Consider the following 14,480-nt stretch of genomic DNA (forward strand, 5'->3'; position numbering starts at 1 on the left):
TGGTTCGACAGGTGGTTCGACGCACGGTCGGGCGCGGGTCAGGCCACGATGCCCAGCTCGTGCGGGGTGTTGTTGAAGCGTCGGCCGCCGGCCGGGGTGACGGTCACGATGTCCTCGATCCGCACCCCGAACCGGCCGGGCAGGTAGATCCCCGGCTCGATCGAGAAGCACATGCCCGGCACCAGCGGCCGTTCCTCGCCCTCGACCAGGTACGGAGGTTCGTGCGTGGTGGTGCCGATGCCGTGGCCGGTGCGGTGGATGAAGTACTCGCCGTACCCGCCCTCGGTGATCACCCGACGGGCGATCCGGTCGATCTCCTGGCAGGCTACCCCGGGGCGCACCGCCTCGAAGGCGGTCTGCTGGGCCAGTCGGACCAGCTCGTGCACCTTGCGCACCTCGTCCGGAACGTCCGCGCCGACATGCACCGTCCGGGTGGTGTCGGAACCGTAGCCGTCCTTGAGACCACCGAAGTCCAGCACCACGGTGTCACCCGTACGGATGACCCGGTCACCGGCCTCGTGGTGCGGGTTGGCGCCGTTCGGCCCCGAGCCGACCACGGTGAAGTCGACCTGGCTGTGCCCGTACTGGATGAGCAGCGCGCCGAGGTCGGCGGCCACGTCGGTCTCCCGGCGGCCGGCGAACTCGACCTCCAGGATGCCCCGGTAGGCGGCGTCCGCCGCGCCGCCGGCGGCGGCCAGGCGGTCCAGCTCCTCGGTGTCCTTGACGGCGCGCAGCATCGGCAGGCAGTCGGTGAGCGAGATGAAGGAGACGCCGGGCAGCGCGGCCTGGAGGCCGAGCAGGTGCAGCGCCCAGGTGTTGTCGGAGACGCCGTACCGTCCGGCCGGGTCGAGCAGCGGGCCGACGGTGGCGAACGGGTCCTCGCCGTCGGACCAGTCGAGCAGCCCGACGGCCGGGGCGCCGACCGCCTTCTCGGCATCCGGGCGCTCCAACTTGGGCACCACCAGAGCGGGTTCGCTTCCGGCGGTGAGGACGAGGGCGGTCAGCCGCTCGGTGATCGCGGTGGGCGAGTAGCCGCACAGGTAGGCCAGGTCGGGACCGGGCGCGACGACCAGGCCGGCCAGACCGGCGGCGGTCGCCTCGGCGGTGGCCCGGGACATCCGGGCGGTGTGGTCCTCGACGGTGAAGGGGTGGGGCACGGCGGTTCCTCCTCGGGGGCCGGACGGGCGCTGCTGGGACTCCATCGCGTCAACTCCATCACGTCCTCGTCGAGTTGGTGAAGCTCTCGGGGAGGAACCGGCGCGATCCGGACGGCGATGCGGATCGCTCTCCGGGCGGCGATCCGGTGGGTGCTCCGGTACCGGGGCGAGGCGTGGGCGGGTGCGGCGGGTCCGCGGCCCGCCCCGGGAAGCCCTCGGGGGCGGGCGTTACCCGGCCAGTTCACCCGGTTGCCGGGCCCGCCGCATGCGGCGGACGGCCGTGCGGGTGAGCGGCGGCCGACCCGGGGTGTCAGTCCTGCCGGTCGGCCGACTCGGCCGACTCGGCCGAATCGGTGGACTTGGTGGATTCAGCGGATGCGGCGGACTCGGCAGCGGGCCACACGGCGCGCCGCAGCGTGCGGCTCGCGGTCGCGGCCAGTAGGGCGGCGGCGAGCAGGGCGCTGATCCCGACCAGCGCGGTGGCGGGGGAGGAGCGGTCCAGCAGCAGGCCGGTGACGAAGCTCCCGGCGGGCATGCCGGCGGTGAGCAGCGTCATGGTCGCCGCGATCACCCGGCCGCGCAGCGCGTCCGGCACCTGACGGAAGACCAGCAGGTCGAGCATCACCCGCAGGGTCGGCACGCCCGCGCCGAACACGAACAGCGCGGCGAAGACGGTCGGCGCCCCGCCGGGCAGCAGTGGCGCCAGCGGGACCGGTACGGCGCTCCAGGCCACCGCCAGCAGCAGCACGCCGGGGCCCGCCAGCCGGTGCAGCCGGGCGACCAGGGCGGTGCCGGCCAGCGCCCCGACCGCCTCGCCGGCCAGGGCCAGGCCGATCCCGGTGCCGCTGGTGCCGTGCTCGCGCAGCAGCACCATGACGGGCAGCAGCAGGGAGGCCCCGGCGAGATTGATCACCAGCAGGACGGCCAGGGCGGTCCGCAGCAGCGGGGAGGCGGCGAGGACGCGGAAGCCCGCCAGGGCGCTGTTCCCGGTGGACCGGTCGGCATCCCCGGACTCGTGCGGGCTGGGGAAGCGCACCGCGACGGCGGCGGTCACCGCGAGCAGGGAGGCGAGCGCGGCGCCGAGGAAGGGGACCGCGTGGCCGAGCCCGAACAGGAATCCGGCCAGTGGCGGTCCCGCCAGCGAGGCGCCGCTCATCCGGGCCTCGTCCTGGGCCAGGGCCTGGGAGAGCTGCTCCGGCGGGACCACCGAGCGCAGCGCGAGCAGCCGGACCGGGCCGCTGTAGGCGATCGTCGCGCCGATCACGGCGGCGACCAGCAGCAGGTGGGCCAGGTTCGGCGGGCCGAACGCCAGGGCCGCCGGGACGCTGGCGAGGGCGAGCAGCCGGGCGCTGTCGGCGGCGATCAGCACCCGGCGGCGGTTCACCCGGTCGGCCACCACGCCGCCGTGGACGCCCAGCAGCAGGGTGGCGGCCATCTGCACGGCGCCGAAGGCTCCGGCGGAGGTGGAGGAGCCGGTGAGCGCGAGGACCAGCAGGGGGAAGGCGGTGTCGCCGATCACCATGCCGAGGGTCGCGGAGGCCTGGCCGGCCCAGAGGGCCTGGAACCGCAGGTTGCGCCGCAGCGGTACGAGCGGCGGCGGTGCGGGCGACGAGGGCGCGGACGGGGAAGGCACGGGCGGCGAGGGCGCGGACGGCGGGGCGTCGGCCGGTCCGGGGTGCTCCATCGCCGCTGTCGTCGTCGGTTGGTCCGTCATGTCCCGCCCCCATCGTTCGCGATTGCCGCAATCATTCACGTCTGCATGAATGATGTCGTAGGCGTCATTGGTTTCGCAAGGGTGATTGATGGCTCGGTGGTGAGCGCTCACCGGGGCGTGATTGCGAACGGAGCGGCCGATCTGGAAGGGTGGCCCCGTGGTCGAGCACACACCGGAGGCCGCCGACAGCGGCGAGCAGCAGCCCGTCACCTGGGTCAAGGAACGCCAGGTGTCCGACGTCGCGGTGCTCAAGGCCCTGGCCGACCCGCTGCGCCTGGCCATCCTCGGCGCGCTGCAGTCCTCCGAGGACCGTCCGCTGACGGCCAAGGAGCTCGCCGCCACGCTCGACGAGCCGCAGACCAAGCTCTACCGGCACATCAAGCAGTTGGAGAAGGCCGGGCTGGTCCTGGTGGCCGGCACCCGGCTGGTCTCGGGAATCGTGGAGAGCCGCTACCGGGTCGCCCAGGGGGCGATCCGGCTGGCCCCGGAGATGTTCACCGCAGACTCCCCGGCCCGTTCCGAGGCGTACGAGGCCGTCGTGGCCGCGATGGACCGGGTGCGGTCCGACTTCCGCGCCAGGATCGCCGAAGGCCGGCTGGACTTCGGCCGGCCGCCCGGTGGTTCGGGCCCGCCGTCCGGACTGTTCGCGGACTTCGCGCTGCGGCTCAGCCCGGACCGGCTGGACCGGCTGCGATCCCAACTGGCCGAAATCTTCGACGAACTGAACGAAGAAGGGCCGAGTGCGGCCGAGGATGCGCTGGATGTGACCGTCTTTACCCTGCTCTACGGTCTCCGACCGGGCACGGAATCATAAATTCCGGGTCGTCTGTCGGTGCGGTGGGACACCATGTCCGGCATGTCCTACGAACTCCAGGCGCTGATAGGAACACGGGAGCTGCTGACGGTGGCGGCGGCGGAGGTTTCGACGGCCCGGGTGGTGCCGTTGGCGCAGGGGCTGGCCCTGATCCCGGTCACCTCCGCCGTCCTCACCGCGCTCCAGGGAGACGGCGTCCTGCGCAGGCCCGGCGGCGGGGCCGGGCCCGTCCGGCACGCGGACGGCTTCGAACTCCGGCTGGCCGCCTGGTCGAAGGCCGGGCCGATCGCCCGCGTCGAGGCGCGGTACTTCGGTGGCGGCGGCACCCAGCGCGCGGCCGTCTGGGCGGACGGCGCGGTCACCCTCGGCCCGCTCACCATCGGCGAATTCGAGCCCGCCCCGGCCGAGGGCACCCCGATCTCCCGCGCCCTGCGGCGGATCGGCGCCCGCACCGAGGAGGGCCGGGCGGACGAGTTCGAGTCGGTCGGCCTGGGCCGGCACCGCAGCACCGGCGGCTGGGCGGAGCCGGCCGACTGACCCCGCCGCCGTCCGTGCTCGTTCCCGCGCCCGTGCTCGTGCGGTCAGTGCGGGGTGGGGGATTCGGCCTGCCAGCGCCGGCCGATGGAGCGCAGGAGGGCCGGGTAGACGCCGAGGTACCGGAAGGGCTTGATGGCGGCCATGTAGAGGTGGCCGAGGAGCCCGTTGGGCTTGACCAGGACGGCCATCTGGGCGCGGTACGTGCCGCTGCCGGGAGCGGTCTCGACCCAGCCGAGGTGGAGGATGCCGTGGACGGTGCGGTTGGCCGTCTCGGCGGTCCACTCGTCGTGGAGCAGGTAGACGGAGCGGAACGGCGCGGAGCGGGTGTCGGGGCCGCGCGGGGCGTCCCGGAGATCGGCGGGGAGGCGGTCGCGGAGGGTGGGGACGCGGGTGCCGAGGCCGGCGTCGGGCTTGTCCCAGCCGAGCAGGGCGCCGAGCTTCCAGCGGGCCGCGAAGAGGAGGCGGACGACGGGGGAGGCGGACATCGGGGCGCCGGTGCCGTTGGCGAACTGGTCGACCAGGCGGGCGAGGTCGTCGGGGCCGCCGGGGGTCGGCAGGGCCCACACGTCCTCCAGGCGGAAGTCGGGGGCGATCTCGTGGATCCGCCACGGGCGGGAGGTGTGTGCCGTGCGGGGGAGTCTCATCTGCGTGCCCCTGTCTGTACGGTGCCGTATAGAGCCAGGCTAGACCCGTGTGTACGGTGGCGTATGCACAAGGGTGTGAGCGTGAGGAGCGACACAGTGGAACGAGACGCGGCGAGGGGCCCGGCATGGGCGTGACGCGGACGCCGCGCGCCCGGTGGATCGAGGAGGGGCTGCGGGCGCTCGCGGCCGGCGGCCCGGAGGCGGTGCGCGTCGAGCCGCTCGCCCAGGCGCTCGGCGTCACCAAGGGCGGCTTCTACGGGTACTTCCGCAACCGGGGCGCGCTGCTCGACGAGATGCTCGACACCTGGGAGCGGGAGGTCACCGAGGGTGTGATCGCCCAGGTCGAGGACGAGGGCGGCGACGCCCGGACCCGGCTCGGGCGGCTCTTCGCGATCGCCGCCACCAGCGGCGACGGGCCCGTGACCGGCACCACCGTCGACCTGGCGATCCGCGACTGGGCGCGGCGCGACGAAGCGGTCGCCGAACGCCTGCGCCGCGTGGACAACCGCCGGATGGCCTACCTGCGTTCGCTCTACGCGTCGTTCTGCCCCGACCCGGACGACGTCGAGGTCCGCAGCCTGATCAGCTTCTCGCTCCGGATCGGCCACCACCTCGTCGCCGTCGACCACGAGGGCCGCAGCCGCGCCGAGGTGATGGAACTGACCCGCGATTGGCTCCTGCGCTAGAGCCTGTCTCCGGTCGGTCGGGCACGCGGAAAGCGGGCACGGAAAGCGGCGCACGGAAAACGGGGGCGCGGCACCGAAGAAGGTCCGGTGCCGCGCCCCCGTTGTGTCCCGCAGCCGCTCGGAGCCTGCGTCGCCGCAGGCCGGGGCCGGTGCTAGCGGTAGTTCACGTACTGGAGCGCGAAGTCCAGGTCCTTGCCCTTGAGCAGGGCCTGCACGGCCTGGAGGTCGTCGCGGCTCTTCGAGCTGACGCGCAGCTCGTCGCCCTGGACCTGTGCCTTGACGCCCTTCGGGCCCTCGTCACGGATGATCTTCGCGACCTTCTTCGCGTCCTCCGTGGTGATGCCCTCCTTGACGTTGGCGAAGATCTTGTACTCCTTGCCGGACAGCTGCGGCTCGCCGGCGTCCAGAGCCTTCAGCGACAGGCCGCGCTTGATGAACTTGGTCTGCAGGACGTCGAGGATGGCGCGCACGCGCTCCTCGCCGTTCGCCTTCATCTCGATCTTCTCGGCGGTGCGGCTGATCTCGCCGCCGACGCCCTTGAAGTCGAAGCGCGTCGCGATCTCACGGGAGGTCTGGTTGATCGCGTTGTCGACCTCCTGCCACTCGACCTTCGAGACGATGTCGAAACTGGAGTCGGCCATGGGTGTTGGTCTCCTTGATGCTCTGGCTTCACTGGCACGGCCCGCCCTCGCGGGCGTCCGGAGTCCCAGCCTATCCAGCGCCACACCGGCCCCGCCCGTACCGCCCGCCCGTGGTTCCTTGATCATTGCGTGATCTATCGAGTGGCGGAGCACCCCCCGGCATCGGGTATGGTTTACCAAGTCGAACGGGGTGAACACCCCGGGAAACGAAGATCCTGGCTGGTTGCCCGAGCGGCCAAAGGGAGCAGACTGTAAATCTGTCGCGCAAGCTACGCAGGTTCGAACCCTGCACCAGCCACAGGATAGAAAACAGCCCCTGATCTGCGGAAACGCAGATCAGGGGCTGTTTTGTCATGGTCGAACAGTGATATTGATGTCTGGTTGTTTTGGGTGGTTTGTCTCACCTGGTTTCGCCCGGATCTCGCTCCTGACCAGGGCGTACGGACCAGCTACGGACCAGAATCGGGGGCCGGCGGCGCCGGACGGTTCCGGTTGAGCCGCTTCGAGATCAGCTCGTTCGCGTACTCGACGGTGCCATGCAGGCACTTCGCGTAGACCCGCAGCAGGACGGCGACGCTGTGCCCCGCCCGCCGGGCGACCTCCGTCGGGTCGACCCCGGAGTTCAGCCCGAGCGAGATTCCCGCGTGCCGCAAGTCGTACGGCCGCTTGCCGAGCTTCGTGGCGCAGTCGGCCGGGGAGAGCACCTCGGCCCGGGCCCGCTGCCAGACGACCCCGTAGCCGCTCTCCTGCACCATTCCGCCCCGGGACGTCCGGAACAGCCGCCCGTCGGGCGCGGCGCCGAAGGCGGCGACGTGCTCCCGCAGGATCGCCACCAGCTCGGGCGGGATCGGGACGCGGCGGGTCGCCTTCTCGGCCCGGTGCTTGAGCCCGCGCTTGTCGTGCGACGTCCCGTCGTCCGTCCAGGACGACCCGACCCGCGGCCTGGTCTCGTCCAGCACCAGATAGCCCCAGCCCTCGGCGGGCAGGTGGCAGCGCGTGAGCGTGAGGAACACGGCCTCGGCCGGCCGCAGCCAGCCGAAGTAGAGGCAGGCGAAGAAGGCCCGGAGGTGGGCCCCGCGTTTCCCCTGGCGTCCCACCGCCTCGATGAGCGCGGCGGCCTGGTCCTCGTTGACCACCACGCCCGGGTCGACCTCCTCCTCGGACTCTGGCGGCTGCCACTGGACGGTCGGGAGGGGGTTGGCCGCCAGGTAGCCCTCCTCCACGGCGTAGCCGAAGAGGTGGCCGAGGATGCGGCGCTTGCGCAGGATGACCGACGGCGCGGCCTTCTTGCCGTCGAGCTTCACCGCGAGGGCGTTCAACAGGCGGCGCACCATCGGCGGCTCCTCGAAGGCGGAGACCAGCACGGACTGCTTCTGCACCCACGCCAGGGCCTTGGCCCAGTCCGCCGGCGGCTCCTCCCCCCACGCGTTCACGTTGAAGGCCCAGCTGTAGAGCGCCCGGCGGACGATCCGCTTGTCCGGCATGCCGGCCTTCGACTTCACCAGCTCGAACGTGACCGTGGCGAGGGCGTCGGCCCACGTCGTACGGGTCTTGGCAGGAGCCCCCTCCCAACGGGCCGCGACGTACCGGCGGCCGAGCTCGTACCAGGTGATCTGCTTCTCCTTGCGGAGCTCGGAGAGCGGCAGGCCGCGGTCGACGTCGAACGGCTGCCCGTCGCGGAGGGCGGAGATCAGCTCGGACTTCCGGCCGTCCGCTGCGGTCTTGGTCAGGAAGGACTCGGAGAACTCCCTCCCAGCGACGGTCCAGCGGACCATCCAGGGCGCCCTCCGGTCCGGGCGGTGCCGGTGGTCCCAGAACTTGACCTTGTAGGAGGTGGGCATCAGGCAGCCACCTCGCAGGCGGCGAGCCACGCGTCCAGGTCGGCCCGGTCGACCCGGACCTGGCCGTTCGGGAGCTTGATGAGGCGCGGCGTCTGGCCCCGGGCGCGCATCCGGTAGAAGGCGGCACGCGACATGCCGAGTTCGGCGAGCACGACGGGGAGCTTGAGCAGTTCGCGCTTGGGCACGGCGAAGTCTCCTGCTGTGGGTGCGGAAGGTGGTTGCGATGCGTGACGGCCCCTGCGTGCGGAGGGGGTTGGGGCCGGAAAGTGTCAGGGATGTCAGGAAAAATCGCTGACCTGCGAGTTTGGCTCCTGGCGCGGCGTCAGGGATTGTCAGGGATGTCAGGGAAATTCGACTTTCCCCTGACATCCCTGACGTCCCCTGACGGGCGGCCAGGGCTCGTTTTGGCTGGTCGGGGATTTTCCCTGACATCCCTGACGGTTACGGGGCCTCGGTCCCGTCCGTGAGGCGGCCCACGGCCGGGTGGACACGGTAGGTGACGGCCGGGGCGCGGCCGCGCTGGCCGTTGGTGGGCACCTGGTCGGTGCGGAGCCAGCCGTGCTGTTCGAGGAGGGCGAGCGCGGGTTCGACGTCGGCGACCTTCTTGAAGCGTCGGGAGGACGCGACGGCGTCGTGGGCCTTGATGTGGGTGCGGTGGGTGCCGTCCTTCTTCGGGCGCTGGAGCCACTGGAGGAGGGCGTGGGCGTCCTCGGTGGCGGGGTCGGCGGCGATGAGGTCGAAGACGGCGAGGGTGTGGGCGGTGTAGTACTCGGCGATCTCGGCGGCGCGGTCGACGGTGCTCGCCTCGACGGGGGCGCGCCAGTCGCCGCCGACGTGGTCGGCGAGGTGGAGGAGGACGGCGATGCGGGCGATGTGGCCGACGAGCTTGCCGGCCCAGTCCTTGATGTGGGCGAGCGGTTCGTCCGGGCGGAGCTGGACCTCGAACTTCTCCTGGAGCTTCTCGACGGCGAGGTCGGCGGCCTCGGTCATCGTGACGGTGACCGGTTCGTCCAGGGCGGTGAGGGTGCGCAGGAGCGCGGAGAGGCGGACGTCGTAGGTGGTGGCGACCGGTTCGGGGATGGGGGTGGTGCGGATCTTGCGGTAGCCGAGGTTGGAGGGCGGGAGGGAGTACAGGAAGCGGGCGAGCAGGCCGCGGTCGCGGGCGCCGGGGGCGGCGCCGAGCTCCTGGAGGACGGCGGGCTGCGGGGTGACGCCGATGGTCAGGGCGGGCTTGTCGACGGTCGGCTGCTCGCGGGTGATCCGGTCGGCCTGGAGCCGCTCGCCCTTGTGGGCCTGGAGGAAGACGCCGAGGTTGGGCTTGCTGCTGTAGCGGCCGACGATGCTGTCGAACAGGTCGCCCTCGGGGGAGAGCGCGGCCAGGCAGCGGTGGACGCCGAGCTGGTGGGTGACGGTCTCGGGGGTGATGTCCCCGGACAGGGTCAGCCGCGGGCTCGGCGGGACCACGATCTCGTCGGCCAGCATCCGCGCGCCGGAGATCTCGGCCACCAGGTGCGCGCGGTCGAGGTCGGGGTTCTTGCGGGCCTTGGCCATCAGGGCCTCGACCTCGGCCAGCGCGGTCTCCTTCGCGGTCTCGGCCTCGATGATCCGGGGCCGGGCCTCGGCCCGCAGCTCGTCCTCGATCCGGTAGACGGGGCCGGTCATGAACGCGAACACGTCGGACTTGCGGCTGGCGGGGGGCATCGCGCACACGAGGTAGAGGTTCGACTGCTCGCGCCAGCCGGGCCGGATCTCCACGTTCACCCGTCCGCCGGCGGCGGTGGACAGCGCGGCCAGGGACATGGTGGCGGCCATGTCGGGCGGGGTCTGGGTGAACTCCGCCACCGCCTCCACGTACGCACCGACCCACGCGGGCAGGGCGCGGACGGGGAAGGTGGGCAGTGCGCCGTGGGAGCCGAGCGGGACGGGGTCGAGCCAGGTCTCGCCGGAGGCGAGGTCCGCCAGGGCGGCGAGCGCGGCGGTGCGGACGGCGTCGAGGTCGGCCTGGTCGTCGCCGGCCATGTGGGCCAGGCGGCTGGTGGCGGTGTTGATACGCCGCCGCTCGGCGGCCACACGCACGATCTCGGCGTAGTACTCGCCGTTCGCGGCGGTCGGGGTCGCCTGGATGCAGGTGTGAAGGTAGCTGGGCCCGCCGACGCGGACCAGGTCACCCTGGCCGCGCAGGACTTCGGCCAGCAGCATCGGGTCGACCGGCCGCTCGCCGCCGGCCATGCGGACGATGGCCCGCCAGATCGTCTCGTGCGCGAGGTGGTAGAACGCACTCGGGTCGCCCAACTGGGCGGCGAGCGCGGGGATCTGGGCGGGGTCGAGCAGGGCGGCGCCGATGACGGCCTGCTCGGCGGCCTTCACCTCGGCGGGCTCGGGCCGGAACGGGATCACGTTCGGCCCGTACTCGCTGGTCAACGAGCTGATGGCCGGGCCGCTCACCGGACACCGCCGAGCAGGCCGGCGACGAGCGGGGCCAGGTTCCGGTTGGCGTGCTCGGCGAGCGCCGCGACCACCGTCTTGGCCTCGCCGGTGAGCGCGCGGCCGGGCCGGGCCACGGTGGGAGTGACGAGGATGCACTCCGGGACCGGGAGGAGCACGGTGGCGGTCACCAGGACGGCGGGGCGGTCGGTGCGCTCCGGGCCGACCAGCACGGGCCACGCCTCGCCGGGGCGGGACCACGGGGCGCACTCCCAGTCCAACGGGCGGCCGGTGAGGCGGTGCGCGAGCGCGCTGTGCCGCAGGCCGACCTTCGCGCAGAACTGGGCGCCGCCCTCGTGGTCGACGTACACCTCGACCCGGTCGAGGTCCGGGCGCACGACCGCGTACCCCGGGGCCATGACCGGGCTGGTGGCGGTGCGCCACGCGGCGGCGGCGAACTCGACCGGCCGGAGCGGCTCGCCGTCCTCGTGGAAGTCGTCGGCGTGGTGGGCGATGTAGGCGCCGTAGCGGGATCGGCCGTCGCTGGCGCTCTCCCGGTCGGCGGTGTCGTCGAGGATGACGAGCGTGGAGTGGTCGAACTGGGGCATGCTGGTCCCATCTCTGTGAAGGGGATGCACAGTCCCGCACCGGCCGTCTGTCTTGGCGGATCGTCGGTTGGTGCGGGGCTTTGTGCTGTGTGGATCACGCGGCGTTGGCGCGGCCGACGATGATCGTTCGGGCGGGGTTCTCGGGGTCGGCGCGCATGACGAACCCCTCTCGGGTGGACCACTGCTGGGCGTTGTTGTGGTTGTTGTTGTTGCTCTGACCTGCGACAACAACGCTGTCAGGGGCACTCTTGGAGGGGGAGGGGAGTGGGGGTACGTCGTCGTGGTGGATGCCGGGCACGCTGATGCCCTCGACCTTCACCCCTCCTCGGACCCTGATGCCGGCCTCGTGAAGGAGGGCGCGGACGGCCTTCCCGGACCGCTTCCAGAGGGGGTGCGCGGCGGCGAGATGGGCGGTCACGGCGGTGAGGGCGACGTGGGTGCCACCGGCCCCCAGGAGGGCCACCGCGTGGCGGGCGTCGGCGGGGGTCGGGGTGGCCGCTTCGGAGGTCTCCTGGCGGTCCTCCTCGGCGGACTCCTCCTCGGTGGCTTCGACAGCGGGCACCGGCTGGTCCTGGCCCTCCTGGTCGGCCTCGGCCGGTGTGGTCTTGTCGGGGGTGGGGGCGTGGATGAGGGCGGCGATCCACCACGCCCCGATCAGGAGGCCGATGCCGGGCTGGATCCAGGGGGCGACGAGGGAGTAGATCAGCGGGCCGCCGACGATCAGCATCAGGGCGGCCGCCCCGGCGGCGTCGCCCGCCCCACTCCGCGCGGCCTTGCGTGCGGCTTTGGCCTGCTCCAGTTCCAGCTGGCGGGCCGCGACCTGCGCGGCCTCCTGGGCCTGGAGCATCGCGGCGCGCTTGGCCGGGTCGCCCTCCGCCAAGAGCTTCTTGGCGAACGCGGCCTCGGCGGCCTGGGCGATCTGCTGCGCGAGCTCGTCCTGCTTGGCCTTGAGCACGGCGGCCTCGGCGCGGCGCTCGCGCTGGGGGGCCGTCAGCTTGCGGACCAGGACGGGCGTGCCGGTGGCCAGGCCGGTGAACGGCCACAGGAGGGTCGGGATCAGTTTCTCGGTGGGGAAGATTCGCTCCATCGCCGTCAGCCGATGAACGAGTTGATCAGGCCGCTGAGGACCGAGGCGGGGATGGCCCAGAATCCGCCGGCGCTCGCGTAGAGGCTGGGCGCGATGGCCCCGCACAGGGCGTCCTTCCAGGCACGGGGCTTGAGCCCGAAGACGGCGATGGTCAGCACGGCGGCGGTCGCGCCCTGCTGCCATTCCCCCAGCGCGGCGTTGCCCTCGAACGAGGCGCCCAGCTGCTCGCCGATCCCGGACAGCTGCTGGAAGGCGGTGCCGGAGTTGGCGGAGAGGAGACCGATACCGAATGCCCAGTAGGGGACGTGGTCGGGGGCCACGGTGATCTTGTTCTTTCCGCGGATGCCGACGTAGAGGTACATGGTGGTGACGGTGGCGGCGCCGCCGGCACCCAGCGCGATGAGGCTGCTCATGGTGTATCTCCTTGAGTCAGAAAAGGGGGAGGGCGGCGAAGAGCGGGGCAAGGCCGGTGGCGACGGCGAGGCCGGAGGCGACCGGGATGCGCGCGGCGATCAGGATCAGCAGGGGGCCGGGGCGGCGGACCTCGCTCACGCGCAGGCGGCCCCGGTCACGCAGGTGCAGGTCGAGGGCCCAGCCGGCACCGGCCAGCAGCAGGCCGACGAACGGCCCGCCCGGCATGATCAGCTCGACCAGGCCGGTCGCGTAGCCGCCGACCGCGCTGATCGCGGTGAGGACGCACCAGCGCCTGAAGCGACGGGTACGGTCGGAGGATCCGGCCGTGGCGCGAGCGGCCTTGCGGTGCTGGCGACGGGCTCGCAGCTTGGCCTCGCGCCGGTCGGCGAGCCGCTGCTGACGGTGGCGCAGGTCGCGCTGGGCGGGAGTCTCACCTGCCGCGGCGCGAAGCTGGTCTTCCCGGACTCGGGCCCGCTGCCGGTCCAGCTCACGCTGGGTTTCCAGACGGGTGGCCCGGTCCTCGGGGGTCTCGGAGAGCCGGTCCGCGAGGAGGTCGACCAGGCCGACGAGGTCGTCCCGCTGGGCGGGGCGGTCGGGGGTGAGGATGTCCTCGATGCGGTGGCGCGCCGAGCGAGCCTGGGCGCTCTCCCCGACCTTGCCGAGGGCGGAGTCCATCCGGGCGCGCTGGCCCGCGAGCAGCTGCTCGTACTCCACCTGCTGGCGGGCGGAGCGCTGGGTGGGGGTCTCGGTCAGCAGCTGGCTGACCTGCTCTCCGACCTGCGCGGCGATCGTCGTGGCCTGCTCGGCGAAGAGCTTGCCGGCAGGGGCCCAGAACGCCTCGGCGGCGGCCTCCATCGAGGGCGGTCCGGCGGCGGCGATCGGGACCGGGGTGTGGACAGTGGAGTCCGGCCCGCCGGAGATCGGGGCCGGGATGACGGGGCCGGACTTGCGCCACCACTCGGCCACGGGCTCGGGGTCGGGGGTGGGCATGCCGGCGGTGGGCGGCTGGTCCGGCGGCGGGGGGATGGTCATCGGTCCCACCCGCCCCGGCGGATGAGCTCGCGGATGCACAGGACGGCGATCACGGCATCGACCACCAGGAACAGCAGGCACAGCGTGTAGGCCATGAAGTCTTCCTTGGGCGGGGGCCCGGATCGAGCCGGGCCCGATGGGTGGTCAGGAGGAGCGCCACCAGGCGCGGGGGGCCGGCGCGGAGTGCCAGGCGGTGGTGCTCTGGCTGGTGCGGTGGGAGTCGATCTGGCGCTGGCCCTCGCGTCCGCGCGGCGGACGGCTGCTGCCCGGCGCTGCTGCCCCGTCTGGGGCTGCTGGCTTCGGCGGAAGAGCTGCATCACGCGCTCCTTCAGCGGTCGACGACGGGCTTGGCCAGGTCGCGGTGGCCCAGGTGGACGGTGAGGCCGGTCTTGCCGAGGCGCTTGGCCAGGGCCATGGCCACGGTGGGGGCACGGTGCCGGCCGCCCGCGCAGCCGACGACGATGTTCAGCGGCGACTCGCCCGGGCCGGCGTCGAACGCCTCGGCCAGCAGCGCGGTCGCGCCGATCAGCTCGCGGATGCCGGGGGTCTCCAGCACCGTCCGGCGCACCGGCAGGTCGTCGGCGGTCATGTGGCGCAGGTCCGGGGAGACGTGCGGGTCGCGGAAGTGGTGTCGCAGGTCGAGCACGAGGTGGGCGAACGCCGGCGGGGCGCCGTGGAGGTAGCCGAAGCTGACCAGGCGGACATCGGTCAGGGCCATGGCGTGGGTCTCCTTGCTGGAGTCAGCGGAGCAGCATGGTCCGGGCGGCGCCCTCCGCGTTGTGCCGGGCGGGGCCCCCCGGGGGGGGGGTGAGATGTGGGACTGACAGCGCAAGTAGAACTGGCAACCATAAGCGGGGACAACCTAACCGACCCTGTTATAA

15 protein-coding genes and 1 tRNA gene are annotated in these 14,480 nt (G+C 72.6%); 4 read left to right on the forward strand and 12 right to left on the reverse strand.

Features of this window, described 5'->3' with window-relative positions; all coding sequences use genetic code 11:
- Positions 1-38 precede the first annotated feature (38 nt).
- The gene (locus ACWGKU_RS19145; RefSeq protein WP_401046622.1) at positions 39-1,202 is read right to left on the reverse strand and encodes a M24 family metallopeptidase; all 1,164 of its coding nucleotides are present in this window, start codon (positions 1,200-1,202) and stop codon (positions 39-41) included.
- 265 nt (positions 1,203-1,467) lie between these two features.
- On the reverse strand, positions 1,468-2,871 hold the full coding sequence (locus ACWGKU_RS19150) for an MFS transporter (protein WP_452177407.1): 1,404 nt from the start codon (positions 2,869-2,871) through the stop codon (positions 1,468-1,470).
- Positions 2,872-3,028: 157 nt separating this feature from the next.
- Here ACWGKU_RS19150 and ACWGKU_RS19155 point away from each other — a divergent pair, with 157 nt between their 5' ends.
- Both ACWGKU_RS19155 and ACWGKU_RS19160 read left to right on the forward strand, forming a co-directional pair.
- Positions 3,029-3,685 (forward strand): ArsR/SmtB family transcription factor, encoded by a 657-nt coding sequence (locus tag ACWGKU_RS19155; protein WP_359897566.1) that lies wholly within the window; start codon positions 3,029-3,031, stop codon positions 3,683-3,685.
- Positions 3,686-3,727: 42 nt separating this feature from the next.
- Positions 3,728-4,222: a hypothetical protein gene (locus tag ACWGKU_RS19160; protein WP_452177408.1), complete on the forward strand. Its 495-nt coding sequence runs from the start codon at positions 3,728-3,730 to the stop codon at positions 4,220-4,222.
- Positions 4,223-4,266: 44 nt separating this feature from the next.
- Here ACWGKU_RS19160 and ACWGKU_RS19165 read toward each other — a convergent pair whose 3' ends face one another.
- Positions 4,267-4,866 carry a DUF2867 domain-containing protein gene (locus ACWGKU_RS19165; protein WP_452177409.1) on the reverse strand — a complete coding sequence of 200 codons (600 nt, stop codon included), beginning with the start codon at positions 4,864-4,866 and terminating at the stop codon, positions 4,267-4,269.
- A gap of 125 nt (positions 4,867-4,991) precedes the next feature.
- Between ACWGKU_RS19165 and ACWGKU_RS19170 the strand changes: the two genes are divergently transcribed.
- A complete protein-coding gene (locus ACWGKU_RS19170; RefSeq protein ID WP_401046611.1) occupies positions 4,992-5,552 on the forward strand; it encodes a TetR/AcrR family transcriptional regulator in 561 nt (186 codons plus the stop codon).
- A 152-nt stretch (positions 5,553-5,704) separates the two neighbouring features.
- Here the strand turns inward: ACWGKU_RS19170 and ACWGKU_RS19175 are convergent, their stop codons facing one another.
- Complete coding sequence (locus tag ACWGKU_RS19175) at positions 5,705-6,193, reverse strand: YajQ family cyclic di-GMP-binding protein (protein ID WP_359897561.1); 489 nt, start codon at positions 6,191-6,193, stop codon at positions 5,705-5,707.
- Positions 6,194-6,410: 217 nt separating this feature from the next.
- Here ACWGKU_RS19175 and ACWGKU_RS19180 point away from each other — a divergent pair.
- Positions 6,411-6,491 (forward strand) — tRNA-Tyr (locus ACWGKU_RS19180).
- Between the two features lie 151 nt (positions 6,492-6,642).
- Here the strand turns inward: ACWGKU_RS19180 and ACWGKU_RS19185 are convergent.
- From ACWGKU_RS19185 to ACWGKU_RS19220, 8 genes are all read right to left on the reverse strand, one after another.
- Positions 6,643-8,034 carry a tyrosine-type recombinase/integrase gene (locus ACWGKU_RS19185; protein WP_452177410.1) on the reverse strand — a complete coding sequence of 464 codons (1,392 nt, stop codon included), beginning with the start codon at positions 8,032-8,034 and terminating at the stop codon, positions 6,643-6,645.
- Positions 8,034-8,219, reverse strand: a complete 186-nt coding sequence (locus tag ACWGKU_RS19190) for a helix-turn-helix transcriptional regulator (protein WP_452177411.1) — start codon at positions 8,217-8,219, stop codon at positions 8,034-8,036. Before ACWGKU_RS19190 ends, ACWGKU_RS19185 begins: the two co-directional genes overlap by 1 nt.
- Before the next feature lie 256 nt (positions 8,220-8,475).
- Positions 8,476-10,455 (reverse strand): DUF3987 domain-containing protein, encoded by a 1,980-nt coding sequence (locus ACWGKU_RS19195; RefSeq protein ID WP_452191492.1) that lies wholly within the window; start codon positions 10,453-10,455, stop codon positions 8,476-8,478.
- 20 nt (positions 10,456-10,475) lie between these two features.
- Entirely contained in the window at positions 10,476-11,066 is a 591-nt protein-coding gene (locus tag ACWGKU_RS19200; RefSeq protein WP_452177413.1) for a hypothetical protein, read from the reverse strand.
- A gap of 94 nt (positions 11,067-11,160) precedes the next feature.
- On the reverse strand, positions 11,161-12,153 hold the full coding sequence (locus tag ACWGKU_RS19205; protein ID WP_452177414.1) for a hypothetical protein: 993 nt from the start codon (positions 12,151-12,153) through the stop codon (positions 11,161-11,163).
- 5 nt (positions 12,154-12,158) lie between these two features.
- Entirely contained in the window at positions 12,159-12,566 is a 408-nt protein-coding gene (locus ACWGKU_RS19210) for a hypothetical protein (protein WP_452177415.1), read from the reverse strand.
- A gap of 16 nt (positions 12,567-12,582) precedes the next feature.
- Complete coding sequence (locus ACWGKU_RS19215) at positions 12,583-13,599, reverse strand: hypothetical protein (protein WP_452177416.1); 1,017 nt, start codon at positions 13,597-13,599, stop codon at positions 12,583-12,585.
- A gap of 328 nt (positions 13,600-13,927) precedes the next feature.
- On the reverse strand, positions 13,928-14,317 hold the full coding sequence (locus ACWGKU_RS19220; protein WP_452177417.1) for a RapZ C-terminal domain-containing protein: 390 nt from the start codon (positions 14,315-14,317) through the stop codon (positions 13,928-13,930).
- Positions 14,318-14,480 lie beyond the last annotated feature (163 nt).

The sequence above is a fragment of the Kitasatospora sp. NPDC054768 genome, from assembly GCF_053612025.1.

Excerpts from the sequence above, each read along its gene's own strand:
- ACWGKU_RS19215 (WP_452177416.1), bottom strand. The coding sequence starts at position 13,599 with ATGACCATCCCCCCGCCGCCGGACCAGCCGCCCACCGCCGGCATGCCC.
- ACWGKU_RS19175 (WP_359897561.1), bottom strand. The coding sequence starts at position 6,193 with ATGGCCGACTCCAGTTTCGACATCGTCTCGAAGGTCGAGTGGCAGGAG.
- ACWGKU_RS19210 (WP_452177415.1), bottom strand. The coding sequence starts at position 12,566 with ATGAGCAGCCTCATCGCGCTGGGTGCCGGCGGCGCCGCCACCGTCACC.
- ACWGKU_RS19220 (WP_452177417.1), bottom strand. The coding sequence starts at position 14,317 with ATGGCCCTGACCGATGTCCGCCTGGTCAGCTTCGGCTACCTCCACGGC.
- ACWGKU_RS19145 (WP_401046622.1), bottom strand. The coding sequence starts at position 1,202 with ATGGAGTCCCAGCAGCGCCCGTCCGGCCCCCGAGGAGGAACCGCCGTG.
- ACWGKU_RS19160 (WP_452177408.1), top strand. The coding sequence starts at position 3,728 with ATGTCCTACGAACTCCAGGCGCTGATAGGAACACGGGAGCTGCTGACG.
- ACWGKU_RS19170 (WP_401046611.1), top strand. The coding sequence starts at position 4,992 with ATGGGCGTGACGCGGACGCCGCGCGCCCGGTGGATCGAGGAGGGGCTG.
- ACWGKU_RS19165 (WP_452177409.1), bottom strand. The coding sequence starts at position 4,866 with ATGAGACTCCCCCGCACGGCACACACCTCCCGCCCGTGGCGGATCCAC.
- ACWGKU_RS19185 (WP_452177410.1), bottom strand. The coding sequence starts at position 8,034 with ATGCCCACCTCCTACAAGGTCAAGTTCTGGGACCACCGGCACCGCCCG.
- ACWGKU_RS19200 (WP_452177413.1), bottom strand. The coding sequence starts at position 11,066 with ATGCCCCAGTTCGACCACTCCACGCTCGTCATCCTCGACGACACCGCC.
- ACWGKU_RS19150 (WP_452177407.1), bottom strand. The coding sequence starts at position 2,871 with ATGACGGACCAACCGACGACGACAGCGGCGATGGAGCACCCCGGACCG.
- ACWGKU_RS19205 (WP_452177414.1), bottom strand. The coding sequence starts at position 12,153 with ATGGAGCGAATCTTCCCCACCGAGAAACTGATCCCGACCCTCCTGTGG.